Raw genomic sequence first — 13,328 nt, 5'->3', positions numbered from 1 at the left:
AACAGATCGAACAGATGCAGGCCTGGCAGGACGTCCTCGTCGCAGCAGTGACTGCACGGCGTATTCAACAGACAGGGGACGAGAGATGAGTATGGATCTGGTCGAGGCGATTGCTCGACAGTTCGGCGATTACCCACCGGTGTTGCTCGTGCACCCTGTCAATGCGCACCTGGTGCAGCGGTTTCCATCGGGCATCGAAATCGACGTCATTGTCGACGTCCTGGTCGACGAGAACGCGTCTGAGGTTCGTTCAGCGGCGAGGACGAGCTTCGGTCAGTGGGACGCTGAATCCTCGGCATCGTGGACCGATGGAACCGAGCCCGGGTCGGCCGAGCGGCGAGCTCTGATTTACACGCTGTTGGGGATACCCGAAGAAGCTCACCGATACCTCGACGACCACTACCCTCGCGCTGATCAGCCCTCGGTCATCGCGGCCCCGCAACCGTGGGGGCCGTGGTACACACCGCGTCGGCGAAAGGCCCACGAGTTTTACTGGCATTCCTACCGGGGAGTTCTGGCAGGTGAAGGCTGGAGTGACGATGCAATCACCGGCCTCGATATTGCTACAACACAAGTGGTACAACGGCTTGCAGATCCGACCAGGTCCGAGCCCTACCAATCCAAAGGGCTTGTCGTCGGGTACGTGCAGAGCGGCAAGACCGCCAACTTCACCGGTGTCCTTGCTAAGTCGATCGATGCCGGGTACCGGCTCATCATCGTGTTGACCGGCACCATCGAACTGCTCCGCAGTCAGACGCAGCGCCGCCTCGATTTGCAGCTGATCGGCCGACAGAACATCGGGTCCGACCCCGATTACCTCGGCGACCCGGATTGGCAGGCGGGACGATTTGTCACGCATACCATGGACCCCACTACGTCGAACTCGGTTCCTGCCGTGCGCAGATTGACCGGCTTGACAAAGGACTACTTGTCGCTCGGCAAGGGCATCGGCGCGCTCGAGTTCGAAAAAATCGATCACAATGCGCCACTTAACGACACGGCAAATCTGTGGGGAGCAAACGTCCGCATCGCAGTGGTCAAGAAAAACTCGACAGTACTGAAGAAGCTTGTCGCCGACCTGAATAAGTTCCCGAAAACACTGAACGAAATACCCGCACTGATCATCGACGACGAGGCCGATCAAGCGTCGGTGAATACGGTCAAACCACCGGTGTCCGAATCCGAGAAAATCGAACGGACGGCCATCAACGACCGCATCGCCGAGCTGCTGACAATGCTGCCGCGTGCTCAATACATCGGTTATACCGCAACACCATTCGCGAACGTTTTCGTCGACCCCGACGACAGCGTCAATATCTTCCCTACCGACTTCATAGTCAGCCTCGACCGACCCGCCGGGTATATGGGCGGCTCGGACTTTCATGACGACCACGACGAATTCACCGACGAGGACAAGACGCCCGCGAACTCGAACGAACGTGCCTTTGTTCGTGGTCTGAGTGCTGGCTCGGATGACGAGCGCAACGAGGAACTGTTGAGTGCATTGGACTCGTTTGTTCTTGCCGGGGCCATCAAACTCTATCGAGAGTCGCAGGGAAGCAAGCCCTTCCATCATCACACCATGCTGGTGCACGAGTCGGTCAAGACTGCGACACACAAGGCGATGGCGACCGACGTTCGTGATCTCTGGAAAGAGGCGGCATATAGCCAACCCAAGTCGCGTGCACGGTTGCGCGCTCTGTGGACCGAGGACTTCGGTCCGGTGTGCCAGGCGAGAGCACGATCCGAGGACGCGGTTCCAGAATCCTTCGACGATCTGGACGAGTTCATCGGCGATGCCTACGACCGAATCTCCGAAGGTGTCAGCCCGGTCATAGTGGTCAACGGGGAGGTTCCCGACGAGCACGAACAAGAGGTACTGGACTTTGATGCGCGCAGCGTATGGAAGATCCTTGTCGGCGGGACGAAGCTGAGTCGCGGGTTCACCGTCGCAGGTCTTACTACGACCTACTACACCCGGCGCACCGACAAGGCCGACACGTTGATGCAGACCGGCCGATGGTTTGGCTTTCGCGCGGGATACAAGGACCTGGTGCGACTGTTTATCGGGCGGAACGTCCAGGGTCCGGCCGGAGCGGGATACGACATGTACCGAGCCTTTGAAGCCATCGTGCGCGACGAGGAAGAGTTTCGTGCAGAGCTCCGGCGGTACAAGGGAATCAACGCTAAAGGTGAGCCGATGGTGACCCCACGCGATGTCCCGCCGATGGTGTTCCAGCAGCTGCCGTGGCTCAAGCCGACCGATACCAAGAAGATGTTCAACGCCGTCCAAACCTATCGCGGCGCGGGTGGTGAATCATTCAGCTTCACGATGCAGCGACCGCGTGGTGATGGGCAGTGGAACAAGCTGCACTTCGACGCAGTGAAGCCGCTCCTCGCAAAGCTTACGGACGGGGATACCTTCGAGATGACCGGAAGCCAGGGCAAGCGCAGGACGTTCGACGCGCGCTTCGGAGTGGTGAGTGCGCAGCTCGTCCTGGATGTAGTCAGTCAGTTCGTCTGGGACGAGAACTGGTCGTTCGACCCACACTTGGCGGCGATGAAGAAGGCGATCGACGAAAAGACGCTGGAGGACTTCGCAATTCTCCTTCCGAAGCCTAAGACCCGTGATCCGTTGCCGGTTGCGGGATGGGCCGAGCCGTTGCCGGTCGTACACCGCAAACGCCTCGATGAGGACTATCGCACAGGATTCACGGGAACTGCTGTGCGGGAACGTGACGCTATTGAGCACATCGCAGGAAATCGAAGCAAAGATGGCGGGCCGAGAGCGGCGAAACTTCGGAAGAGGACGCGCGGGGGTCTGATCTTGGTGTTCGCCAATGACCCAGAATTGGGAACGAAGAACATGAGGCGAGCTGAGAGCGGCACGATCGACCCGGGGGATCTCGCCACCCTGTTCTCCTACGCGTTACCGCTCGCAGCGGACCCGAATCCCAGAGTTGGATTCTCGGTCCGACAGTCCGGGGGAGCAGCCATCGTCGACGGAATCGACCGTCACGCGAACAAGAAAGTGCAGTAGTCCGCTATGGCGAAAGTAATCTCGACCATCAGCCTCAAGGGTGGTGTCGGCAAGACCACGGTGACCGCGGCCGTCGCGGAGTTCATGTCACTGGAGTTCGGGCAGCGGGTACTGCTGGTCGACCTGGATTCTCAGATCAACCTGACTACCATGATGATCAGCGAAGAGCGCTGGTTCGCTCTGAACAACCAAAAGCGAACGTTGGCAGCGCTGTTCGAGGATGCTCTCGATGGCGCATCGAACTTCGACCTGCACTCCAGTATCGTGCGGGGAGTATCGGCGGTGAAGCGAGTGACGGGCGTCGACCTGCTTCCGTCCTCGCTGGATCTGATTCCGTTGCAGGAGCGATTGAGTGCGCTTCGGGTATCCGAAGGCAGAGCAACCAGCGGAGTCGACATCCTCGGCGACGCGATCGCTCCGCTGAAGGACTACTACGACTACATTCTGATCGACTGCCCGCCCAACGTCGGCCCGATAACCCTCAATGGGTTGGCGATGTCCGATGCGTACATCATCCCGACGATCCCAGATGTTCTCTCGACCTATGGTATCCCTCAAATACAGACATTCATCGAACAGTTCGCCTTGGGGCTGGGGCGCAAAATTCTTGAACTGGGTTTGGTGATCACCAAGTACAAGTCCAACTCGGCTATCCACCGGACGACGGTCCGTAATCTTCGCCGCGACGCGAATATTCAGAATGTGCTGCCGGTGTATCTCGCCGAGTCCAATTCGATCGCAGCGTCAGCGGAGTTCCGTGATTACGGCACTTTGAAGGTCAAATACGGAAACCAAGGCCAGTTCGACCAGCTGCGCGAGATCACCAAGAACATCATGACGGAGGCACAGGCGAAGCTATGACAAGCAATGACGCCCAGCAGCGGGTAGAGGTTCAAGAACTTGGTGGAGCGCTCCTGAAGTTGGCAAGCGCGGATGCGACTGCAGCGTCTCTGCTGACCAGATTGTTCCAGGTGGTAGCGGAGGAAGCGGGACGAACGCCTCGGTTCGCCAAAGCGCTTACGGCTGCATTTACCGTTGCTCCGTCGTCGGATGGGGCCGAGACGGTCGCGCGGCTCGCACCCGCGAAGCCAGTGCGTAAGGCGCCAACCAGGAAAGCTGTCACGCGCCAGCCCGGTGTGTTCGACCCGTTCGTCGTCTTCGCTGAGTCGGGGGAGCAGGGTCTTGCTGACAAACTCTTGGAACTGACGGTCGACCAACTGCGCGACATCATTGCGGAGCAGGAGATCGATACCCGAAAGGAAACGGGTCGCAAGCGCAAACCAGAGGCGCTCGTCTCGTGGACAGTCGAGCGGGTCAAGGCTCTGGCGTCTAAGGGCAGCGTCTTCCGTTGAGGCTGCGTCTGGCCCCGTCGGTCAGGTCAGCTCCGCGGCACCGCGTGCCGCAGTTGTAAGAGTGGGAAGCGCGACCGGATACAACTGAAAACTTCCGCTCATTCCTTTCAATTCGACTTCACGGGGCAGGCCGAGTGGCAGATCGGCGGCAGTGCTGATGGCGTCACGCACCGGTTCGCTGACCAGTATTTCGCCGCCGTCGGCTTGGTTCGCCACTCGTGCCGCCATCGCGACGTTGAGCCCGAACAGGTCGTCACCTCGGCGCACCGAGCTGCCGACGTGCACGCCCATACGGACGCGAATGCGGTCCCAGCGATCGGGGTTCTTCAGCAGCGCTTCCTGCACCTTCACTCCGCAGCGCACGGCCTGGGCCGGGTCGGAGAAGGCGATCATGTAGCCGTCGCCCTGGCTTTTCACCACGTGACCGCCGTGATCGTCGACGTGTTTGCGAATCAACTTGTTGTGCTTCTCGAGCAGCTTCACCCAGCCGCGGTCGCCGAGTTCCTCGTTGCGGGCGGTGGATCCTTCTATGTCGGAGAACATCACCACGATGTCCCCGTCTGCCGTCATGCGCGCCAGATCGGGCCGTTCGACCTTCGCCCAGCCGGCCAGGTCCTCGACGGAGTTGCGGACCGTTGCGCCGAAGCCCTTGTTGATGAGTAGGTCCGTGGTGTGGAAGGCGGTTCTGATCGCGAAGGGCACGAGGCCGCGTCGCTTACGGCGTTGCTGCGATTCGAGAGCGCGGTCCAGTGCACGACGTGTGTGCTTCAACTTTCGACGCGAGACGATCAAGACCACACCCAGCGCGATGATGGCGGCGAGCTCTACTCCGGCAACTATCCACAGGATCACGTCGCTCATCTTTGCCTGTCGACGATGCTCGTGGTTGTTGAACCGACGGCGAACTGCCGTCGGTAGGCCGTCGGTGTCACCGCGAAGGCCGAGCGGAAGTTCTGACGCAAAGTGACGGCGCTGCCGAATCCGCACAGCGATGCGATGTTGTCGATGCTGCGATCGGTCGTTTCGAGCAGGCTCTTGGCCTCGTTCAGTCGCTTGTCCAGTACCCAACGGGCGGGGGTGGAACCTGTCTCGAGGTGGAACTGGCGGATGAAGCTGCGTCGGCTCATGCGCGCATGAGCGGCCAGTCGCTCGATGGGCAAGGGCTCGTCCAGTCTTTCGAGTGCCCAGCTCAGCACATCGGCAATCGCGGTATCTCCGGATGCCTCCGTGACCGGACGCTCGATGTACTGGGCCTGGCCACCGTCGCGATGAGGTGCGACCACCAGACTGCGCGCCACCCGGGTCGCCGCCGCCGAACCGAGGTGTTTGCGCACGAGGTGGAGGCAGGAATCGATCGACGACGCGGTGCCCGCAGACGTCATCACGTCGCCGTGATCGATGTAGAGCACCGACTCGTCGACGCCGGCGTGTGAATTTCGCTCCCGCAGTTCGGTCATCTTGGTCCAATGAGTGACGGCCGGGCGGCCGGCTAGCAATCCGGTATCTGCGACGGCGAACGAGCCGAGGCACAATCCTGCGATTTCCGCTCCACGCGAATGGGCGTCACGAAGCTGCGCCGACAGGGTTTTCCCGATGTGCGGCAACGACTCCGGCCACGACGTGACGATGACGATGTCGGCCCAGTCGACGGTATCGGGGCCGGCAATCTCGCCGACCGGGAAGCCCTCCTCGGTGCGGATCGACCCGGCTCGGTCGGACCACACTCGCGTCTCCCAGTCCGGTGCGAGTCCGAGTCGAGTCACCTCGCCGAACACCATCAACGGCGCGGCGAGGTGGAACATCGTGATGCCGTCGAACGCATAGAGCGCGATTCGCATGGCTGTCTCCGATCTCCACCGTTGGCCCGAATCAATCGAAAGTATGCATCCGTGCCACTCGTGGAAGCAAGGCCGCCACCGCAGGATGAGAAGCGACCGAGATCGCCAGTCGAAGGAGAACACCATGACCGCACCACGCAGAGCATTGATCGTCATCGACGTCCAGCAGGAGTACTTCGAGGGCGTGCTGAAGATTCAGTACCCGCCTCGTGACCAGTCGTTGGCCAACATTGTCCGGGCGATCGAAGCCGCTGTGGCGCAGGATCTTCCCGTTGCGATCGTGCAGCACGAGATGCCCGACGGCGCTCCGGCGTTCGTGAAGGGCACCCCGACGTACGAGTTGCACCCCGATATTCAGGCACTGGTGCAACCCTCGTTCGAGCGGGTCGAGAAGAAGTACAGCAGCGTGTTCGCCGGAACCGGTGTCGCGAAGTGGTTGCAGGGCAACAATATCGATACCGTCACAATCGTCGGGTACATGACCAACAACTGCGACCTCGCATCCAGCGCCGACGCCGAGGTGCTGGATCTGACCGTCGAAATTCTGTCCGACGCCACCGGCGCGATCAATCTCTCGAACGAGGCAGGCACCGTCTCGGCGGAGCAACTGCACAAGGCGCTGATGGTGCTGCTGCAGTCGAACTTCGCGGCGGTCGCGTCGACAGATCAGTGGATCGACGCCGTCAAGAACGGAAACGATCTGACCGCAAACAATCTGGTGGTCTCGTCGGCTCAGGGCAACGACGCGGTGGGTACCGCCTGAGTCCGCATTCGGCTACAAGATCCACTGACCCGAGGTATCTATCGTCAGTCGATTATCTTCGCCGCCCGAGCCTCACGTATCCAATCCGGGAATTCGCTGAGGATTCGTTCGTACAACTCGGCGTCGGAGACTTTGTCGATGTCGTCGAGCGCGAAGAACCCGGCGTTGTCGACGAGCCTGCCCTCCATGGTGTCCAGCTTTTCGAGGAGGCCGTAGTTCGCTTTGCCGACACCGATGAACTGCCAGAAAATGGGCGCGCTCGACGCCGTCCGCATGAAACTCGCGATCGGGCCGCGTTTGGTGAAGCCACCGTCGGTGAAGAACAGCACCAACGTGGGCTGGCGCGAGACAACCGTGGACAGGATCTGATTCATGATCGGCAGTTCGTCGTTGGTGCCGCCGATCGACGAGTAGTCGATGCCACCGTGATGGCCGTACAGATGGAGGTAGGTGTCGGCCCAGGCATCGGTGTCGGCGACGGTGATGACCGGCAGTTGCGCGTACCACGAGCCGTACAGGTAGGGCTCGAGCTCGCCGTCGTCGTCGAGTTGGGTCGCAACAGGAACCATGCGTTCAACGACGCGATTCACGACGCGCGTCGAGTACTGCTTGCTCATGCTGCCGGTCTTGTCTATGACGAGAATGATGCGAGCCCGCAGCCCCACAGCGTCTTTCTTCAGCAGCACCTTGTGCACGTGATGCTTGCGGAGATCGAGCTTCTCGCGCTTGACCATCGACAGCTTTTCCTCGCCCGCCACAGAACGGACTTTTGGGTTCTCGGTGTCATCGACGTCGACCCCGTGTTCCCGCACTAGATCGGCAAATCCGGCATCCCAACCGGCGCTCACGTTGCGTACCTTCCGGCCGCCGCCTCGGCGGTAGATTTCGATGAGAACTGCCGCAGTTTCTGTGGTCAAACCCGTTGCTGGACTAACGATATCGCTGCACCTTACGATCAATCCAGCGCGAGACGACAGTGCGCTGCCCGATGCGATCGCGACTACGATGGCGTCGACGTCTCCAGGTACGAGTCTCAGGTCGATGCTGATCGACTGCGTCGATGACAGTCGGACCGCGCCTTCAGGCGACGACGGTTGGTTGAAGAACACGAAATCGTCGTCGTTGCGTACTTTTCGACCTGTGTCCACTTGGAACGCAAGTAGGTCGACACCGTTGGCATCGTCGACGGTGACCTCGAACGTCTGTGCCTCGATTGGGGTATTTCCGCCTCGCGCCAGGGTTGTCATGGTGTCCGTTCGGTCTCGCGAGAACGCATGAGGCCAGCGTAGTGGCGACATGAATTGCTGTACGTGTTTTGCAAGCACCTTGCCGGTCAGGGTCGCCGTGCAACTGGAGACAAAGAGTTCCGAGTAGGTGCGGGAGTCCCTCCGGGTATCTCTCGGGCACAGCCGGCGAGCGCAACTCATTGATCCAGTCGTGCTGCCGTCCACACCCGATGTGTTGGCAATCGTCCACGCGGTGCAGAGCAACGACGCGGTTGCTCAGTTCTTCATTACGATGACGATCATGACGGCGCGCGCGATAACCGACCAGACGCTCGGTGCGTGGGTGATCAAGTGCAATCCGCACAAGACCGATCTCGCGCCGATGGTCGAAGCCGGACGTGCGCACGAGCAGTGGTGCGTCGCCGACAACTATCGAACGCGTCTGATGGCACCCGGGCAGCCGGTTCTGTTCTGGGTCAGTACCCATGCCCGACGCGGAATCTGGGGTGCCGGCACCGTGAGCGGCTCCCCGGTCCCGGGGCCCCAGTGGAAAATCTCGACGGACATCACGCTGTTCGACGAGCCGATTCTTGCGTCGGACATTCAGTCCATCGCGGAATTGTCGATGCTTGAGGTGTTTCGATCACCGCAGCAATCGAATCCGTCCTGGATCGACGTGTCCGCGTGGGCAGTGATCAGGCAGATGCTGCCTCCCGAATGATGTGATGGCGGTATGACACTGGAGGACGAGCCGACACTGCACGGAATGTTGGATGTGGGCGACGGCCAGCGCATCTATTGGGAGCAATGGGGTCCGTCAGACGGCGTGCCTGCGGTTTACCTGCACGGCGGTCCGGGTGGGACTCTGAACGCGAGCCAGTTTCGTCGTCACTTCGACCTATCGCGAGTTCGCGCAATCGGATTCGAGCAGCGCGGGTGCGGACGGTCCACCCCGCACGCGTCCGATCTCTCGACGTCGTTGTCCACCAACACCACTGCCCATCTGATTGCCGACATCGAAGCGTTGCGCGAGCACCTCGGCGTCGACGCCTGGATCGTCAACGGCGCGTCCTGGGGTTCGACTCTCGCTCTTGCCTACGCTCTCGCGCATCCGACGAGGGTTCTCGGTATTGTCCTCGTGTCGGTCACGACGACCAGCCGCGCGGAGGTCGACTGGATCACCGAGGGCGTCGGCGCGGTCTTCCCCGAAGCGTGGGATCGTTTCGCTACCTTCGCCGAGCAGGCCGGCGTTGGCAATTGCCGCGGGCACGGACGAATAGTCGACGCCTACGCCCAACTGCTGAACTCGGACGATCTTGTGTTGCGGACAGCGCATCCCGTGAATGGGCATTGTGGGAAGATGTCCACATCTCGATCGGTACCGGAGGTATCAGACGCGATCCCAGGTGGGACGATGACCGGTTCCGCCTTGCCTTCGTCCGACTGACCACGCATTACTGGTCGCACGACGGGTTCTGCGATCCGCCTCTGCTCGACCGCGCCGCAGGTCTGCGCGATATCCCGGGCGTCCTGATCCACGGCCGACGCGACGTGTCCGGACCCGCCGTCACCGCGTGGCGTCTGCACCGGGAGTGGCCCGGATCGACACTTCACGTCGACGAGGGCGACGGGCACGGTGGCAGGTCAATGGCCGCGCGTTGGGACACTGCGAACGATGAATTGACCAACCGGGCCCTGCAGGGGTCGAATGGTGCATGATCGAGGAGTGACTTCATTCCCGATCATCGACCTCACTCCCGACGAGCTGCTGACCACCACGCGCACGGTCCGGAAGCGTCTCGACCTGACGCGGCCGGTTCCGATGGAACTGATCAAGGAATGCCTGGAGATCGCGTTGCAGGCCCCGTCCGGATCGAACAAGCAGGGGTGGCAGTGGATCGTCGTCACCGATCCTGATCTTCGCGCTCGTATCGGTGCGATCTACGGCGAACTGTTCACCGCGTATCAGGCGTCCAAGCATTCTGCGTCGGCCCTGTTCACAGACGACCCGGAACGTGCCTCGGTCCAGAAGCGTGTCGGAGACAGTGCGAGCTGGCTCGGCGAGCACATGGGTGAGGTTCCGGTTCTGCTGATTCCGTGCATTCAGGCCGGCAAGACGCTCCCGGCCGGCAATCAAGCCGGTCTGTGGGGCTCTCTCCTGCCCGCAGTGTGGAACTACGCCCTGGCCGCACGGGCGCGTGGTCTCGGAACAGCATGGACCACAATTCATCTCGCGAAGGAAGCCGAAATCTCCGAACTGCTCGGCATTCCCGACGACTTCCATCAGGGTGCGCTGATTCCAACGGCGTACTACACGGGGGAGACGTTCAAGGTAGCTCCGCGGGATCCGATCGAGACGGTGCTGCACGTCGATCGCTGGTGATTCGCGCGCAGCCCGTCCGATTCATGTTCGGGTCGAAAAAGCACTACCTGGGCAGCCCCATTTTGTACTGCAAGGCGTAGGCCAGTTTGCCCGGCTTGTCGTTCGAGTACGGTGCCGAGAGCTTTCCGAATTCACCCTTGGTGGCTGCCTTACCGTCGTTCCAGGAGTCCAGAGCACCGAGTTCCGCTGCGGTGCGGTCACTGTCGATCACCGCGTCTTTCGGTGCGGCGACCTGGGCGCGCGAGACCGATTCGACGGTGCTCAGGTAGCTCGTGAGGTTGTTGCTGTCCCATCCGCTGATGTCGACTGCGCCGGAGTCGCGAACCCATGCACCCCAATAGAATTCCTGGAACGGGATGGTTCCGGGGGTGAAGCCGATGTCGCGGGCGAAGTACGTCATGCTGCGGTACTTGTCGTCCTGGAACTTGGCGAGGCCTACTCCCGAGGGCAGCTGTTCCACCGGAACCTCGTTGCCGTCGACGTCGTAGTTCCACACCCACTTCTCGGCTTTCATCCGCGCCCAGAAATCGGTGGTGCTCAGATCACTGAGGTTCGCGACCACCCGCAGTCGGAGATGCAGATTCGGTCCACCGTCAGCCGTTTCGTAGAACGAGGTGAGCGTGTGGTGTCCGTCGGTCAGGTACGGCACACCGCCCGGCCCGATGACGACCGTCTTCATCGGCGCGATGGTGTCGGGCGTTTCCTGGCCGACGGGCACAGCGCAGGTGAACGACGTCGGATTGTCCAGTCGCGCGTCGGGCAACGCGGACGCGGCCTCTTCCTGGCCGTTGGCCTCGCACCAGTCGTCGAACTTCTTGTTGATCTCGTCCTTGCCGAGCGTGTATCGACCGAGCTTGTAGTACACCTCGTCGTACCCGAGTGACGGTTGTGTCGCGCGCACCTCACCGATCGGCAGATCGAGAAGCTCACCGGCTTGGGCACATTGGTAACCGAGGCCCGACGACGATCCGGAGGGAAGCAGGTCTGAGACCTGGCACAGCGGTGATGCCGTCCGTGCGGGCGCAGCAGTGGCAACACCGGCCATCGACGTGGATGCGATAGAGATCAAAGCGAGCGTGCCCAACAGTGCAGCTCTACGAAGCGAGGCCATCGGTGAAACTCCCATGAGTTCGAGTGAAGTTCCCCGGAGACTGCCCCACTCCGGTCACCGGCCGATGTCGTGGAACCAACGCAGAGGTGAACGTCGCATGATGGACGTCAGCGATCCTCGCGCAGCATCGCGTAGACAAGGGTGTCGGTCCATTCACCCTTGCACCACCAGTTCTGGCGGAAGTGCGCTTCCCGACGCATCCCTACCCTCGCGGCCAGGCGGGCAGAGGCGTCGTTGCGTCCGTCCAGCTGTGCGCTCACTCGGTGAATCTGGGGTAGCGAGAACACGTGCTCGATCAAGGCTCGTACCGCCTCGGTGGCGTATCCACGACCGGCCACAGCAGGTGAGAACGTCCACCCGAGTTCGACGAGAGCCGGTGACCCGTCGATCAACCATGCCTCGACGTTGCCCACCACCGTCCCCTCGTGTTCGACGACCATCGCGAGTGCCTGGGTGTTCAATCCGGTTCGCTTCATCCGCTTGCCCACCGCAGCAACGGCATCGGCGTGCGACCATGCTTCGTGCAGTAGGTAGCGGCAGACTTCGGGATCGCTGTAGTACGCGAGAATCCCGTCTACGTCGGTGGGCTCGTACAGGCGCAGCGTCAGGCGCTCGGTATGGATGGGCTCGACGTTCATGAGAGCAATTCTGCCCGACCTAAATTCACGCTGATTCGAACCCTGGTCGTAGGCCCCGGTCTGACCGAAGGTGAGTAGTCGAACCTGCTCGCACTCAACCGGAAGGCCTGTACCCGTGGTCGTGACGTCGTACGCCGTTCCCGCGGCACCCGTGGACACGCGTGTCAGCGACGTTCCCAACGGCGGCCCCGCGCATGTTTCGCCGAAACAGTCGGTGTGGCAGCGGTACCGATGGACCGTCGTTCGCGTTCTCTCACCCGTCGCCCTACTCGTCCTGTGGCAGATTGCCAGTGCTGCCGGAGTTCTCTCCGAACGAGTACTGCCGGCGCCATCGCTGATCTTCGACGCGGGCCTCGAATTGCTACGCAACGGAGAGTTGGCCGATGCCCTCACCGTCTCCGGAACCCGTGTGGTGCAAGGACTCGTGCTGGGCGGTGTGATCGGGGTGGCGCTCGGTGCGCTCGTCGGATTGTCGAAGCTCGCCGAAGCAACTGTCGATCCACCGCTGCAGATGCTGCGCGCACTCCCGCACCTCGGGCTGATCCCGCTCTTCATCCTGTGGTTCGGGATCGGCGAGACTCCCAAGATTCTGCTCGTGGCTCTCGGAGTCGCATTTCCGCTGTATCTCAACACGTTCTCGGCGATCCGCCAGATCGATCGCGACTTCCTCGACACGGCCGCTGTACTCGGCTTCTCGTGGCGTCAGCGGTTCACCACCATCATCCTGCCCAGCATCGCCCCACAACTACTGGTGGGATTTAGGCAATCGCTGGCTATTGCGTGGTTGTCACTGATCGTTGCCGAGCAGATCAATGCCGAATCCGGGCTCGGCTACATCATCAACAATGCGCGAGATTTCCTGCGTGTGGACACCATCATCTTCGGGCTCGTTGTCTACGCGCTGATGGGAATCGCCACCGACGGCATCGTGCGCATCCTCGAAAAGCGGTCTCTTCGTTACCGATTGGATGTCTGAC

13 protein-coding genes and 1 pseudogene are annotated in these 13,328 nt (G+C 61.3%); 8 read left to right on the top strand and 6 right to left on the bottom strand.

Annotated elements, in window-relative coordinates:
• Positions 1-85: 85 nt before the first annotated feature.
• The 3 genes from QM590_RS11035 to QM590_RS11025 are packed head-to-tail and all read left to right on the top strand — an operon-like array spanning position 86 to position 4,392.
• Positions 86-3,040, top strand: a complete 2,955-nt coding sequence (locus tag QM590_RS11035) for a Z1 domain-containing protein (protein ID WP_269594932.1) — start codon at positions 86-88, stop codon at positions 3,038-3,040.
• Between the two features lie 6 nt (positions 3,041-3,046).
• Entirely contained in the window at positions 3,047-3,901 is an 855-nt protein-coding gene (locus tag QM590_RS11030; RefSeq protein ID WP_269594933.1) for a ParA family protein, read from the top strand.
• Complete coding sequence (locus QM590_RS11025; RefSeq protein ID WP_269594934.1) at positions 3,898-4,392, top strand: hypothetical protein; 495 nt, start codon at positions 3,898-3,900, stop codon at positions 4,390-4,392. Before QM590_RS11030 ends, QM590_RS11025 begins: the two co-directional genes overlap by 4 nt.
• Before the next feature lie 21 nt (positions 4,393-4,413).
• Here the strand turns inward: QM590_RS11025 and QM590_RS11020 are convergent, their stop codons facing one another.
• Both QM590_RS11020 and QM590_RS11015 read right to left on the bottom strand, forming a co-directional pair.
• Positions 4,414-5,253 carry an adenylate/guanylate cyclase domain-containing protein gene (locus tag QM590_RS11020; protein WP_269594935.1) on the bottom strand — a complete coding sequence of 280 codons (840 nt, stop codon included), beginning with the start codon at positions 5,251-5,253 and terminating at the stop codon, positions 4,414-4,416.
• On the bottom strand, positions 5,250-6,230 hold the full coding sequence (locus QM590_RS11015; RefSeq protein WP_269594936.1) for a GlxA family transcriptional regulator: 981 nt from the start codon (positions 6,228-6,230) through the stop codon (positions 5,250-5,252). Before QM590_RS11015 ends, QM590_RS11020 begins: the two co-directional genes overlap by 4 nt.
• A 124-nt stretch (positions 6,231-6,354) precedes the next feature.
• On the opposite strand from QM590_RS11015, the gene QM590_RS11010 reads away from it, so the two are divergent.
• Positions 6,355-6,993, top strand: coding sequence for an isochorismatase family protein (locus tag QM590_RS11010; protein WP_269594937.1), 639 nt, complete (start codon positions 6,355-6,357; stop codon positions 6,991-6,993).
• 44 nt (positions 6,994-7,037) lie between these two features.
• On the opposite strand, the gene QM590_RS11005 is transcribed toward QM590_RS11010, so the two are convergent.
• Both QM590_RS11005 and QM590_RS11000 read right to left on the bottom strand, forming a co-directional pair.
• Positions 7,038-7,910 (bottom strand): vWA domain-containing protein, encoded by an 873-nt coding sequence (locus QM590_RS11005; protein WP_269594975.1) that lies wholly within the window; start codon positions 7,908-7,910, stop codon positions 7,038-7,040.
• Between the two features lie 72 nt (positions 7,911-7,982).
• A pseudogene (locus QM590_RS11000) lies at positions 7,983-8,240 on the bottom strand (TerD family protein); the annotation flags it as partial.
• A gap of 190 nt (positions 8,241-8,430) precedes the next feature.
• On the opposite strand from QM590_RS11000, the gene QM590_RS10995 reads away from it, so the two are divergent.
• The 3 genes from QM590_RS10995 to QM590_RS10985 all read left to right on the top strand — a co-directional run bounded on the left by QM590_RS10995 (position 8,431) and on the right by QM590_RS10985 (position 10,602).
• Complete coding sequence (locus QM590_RS10995; protein ID WP_269594938.1) at positions 8,431-8,940, top strand: EVE domain-containing protein; 510 nt, start codon at positions 8,431-8,433, stop codon at positions 8,938-8,940.
• A 12-nt stretch (positions 8,941-8,952) separates the two neighbouring features.
• Positions 8,953-9,666: an alpha/beta fold hydrolase gene (locus QM590_RS10990; RefSeq protein WP_269594939.1), complete on the top strand. Its 714-nt coding sequence runs from the start codon at positions 8,953-8,955 to the stop codon at positions 9,664-9,666.
• A 279-nt stretch (positions 9,667-9,945) separates the two neighbouring features.
• Positions 9,946-10,602, top strand: a complete 657-nt coding sequence (locus QM590_RS10985) for a nitroreductase family protein (RefSeq protein ID WP_094670769.1) — start codon at positions 9,946-9,948, stop codon at positions 10,600-10,602.
• A 43-nt stretch (positions 10,603-10,645) separates the two neighbouring features.
• Here the strand turns inward: QM590_RS10985 and QM590_RS10980 are convergent, their stop codons facing one another.
• Together QM590_RS10980 and QM590_RS10975 are read right to left on the bottom strand one after the other, a co-directional pair.
• The gene (locus QM590_RS10980; RefSeq protein ID WP_269594940.1) at positions 10,646-11,728 is read right to left on the bottom strand and encodes a ParB/Srx family N-terminal domain-containing protein; all 1,083 of its coding nucleotides are present in this window, start codon (positions 11,726-11,728) and stop codon (positions 10,646-10,648) included.
• A 92-nt stretch (positions 11,729-11,820) separates the two neighbouring features.
• A complete protein-coding gene (locus QM590_RS10975; protein ID WP_269594941.1) occupies positions 11,821-12,351 on the bottom strand; it encodes a GNAT family N-acetyltransferase in 531 nt (176 codons plus the stop codon).
• Positions 12,352-12,466: 115 nt separating this feature from the next.
• Between QM590_RS10975 and QM590_RS10970 the strand changes: the two genes are divergently transcribed.
• Positions 12,467-13,327: an ABC transporter permease gene (locus QM590_RS10970; RefSeq protein ID WP_411741327.1), complete on the top strand. Its 861-nt coding sequence runs from the start codon at positions 12,467-12,469 to the stop codon at positions 13,325-13,327.
• Position 13,328 lies beyond the last annotated feature (1 nt).

It is taken from the genome of Rhodococcus sp. IEGM 1372 (genome assembly GCF_030056835.1).
Lineage (GTDB): Bacteria > Actinomycetota > Actinomycetes > Mycobacteriales > Mycobacteriaceae > Rhodococcoides.
The sequence above is the reverse complement of the archived record's forward strand: the minus strand, read 5'-3'. Positions and strand labels throughout refer to the sequence as shown.

Coding starts and splice junctions, on each gene's coding strand:
- QM590_RS11030 (WP_269594933.1), top strand. CDS start 3,047: ATGGCGAAAGTAATCTCGACCATCAGCCTCAAGGGTGGTGTCGGCAAG.
- QM590_RS11015 (WP_269594936.1), bottom strand. CDS start 6,230: ATGCGAATCGCGCTCTATGCGTTCGACGGCATCACGATGTTCCACCTC.
- QM590_RS10980 (WP_269594940.1), bottom strand. CDS start 11,728: ATGGGAGTTTCACCGATGGCCTCGCTTCGTAGAGCTGCACTGTTGGGC.
- QM590_RS11035 (WP_269594932.1), top strand. CDS start 86: ATGAGTATGGATCTGGTCGAGGCGATTGCTCGACAGTTCGGCGATTAC.
- QM590_RS11010 (WP_269594937.1), top strand. CDS start 6,355: ATGACCGCACCACGCAGAGCATTGATCGTCATCGACGTCCAGCAGGAG.
- QM590_RS10975 (WP_269594941.1), bottom strand. CDS start 12,351: ATGAACGTCGAGCCCATCCATACCGAGCGCCTGACGCTGCGCCTGTAC.
- QM590_RS11025 (WP_269594934.1), top strand. CDS start 3,898: ATGACAAGCAATGACGCCCAGCAGCGGGTAGAGGTTCAAGAACTTGGT.
- QM590_RS11020 (WP_269594935.1), bottom strand. CDS start 5,253: ATGAGCGACGTGATCCTGTGGATAGTTGCCGGAGTAGAGCTCGCCGCC.
- QM590_RS10990 (WP_269594939.1), top strand. CDS start 8,953: ATGACACTGGAGGACGAGCCGACACTGCACGGAATGTTGGATGTGGGC.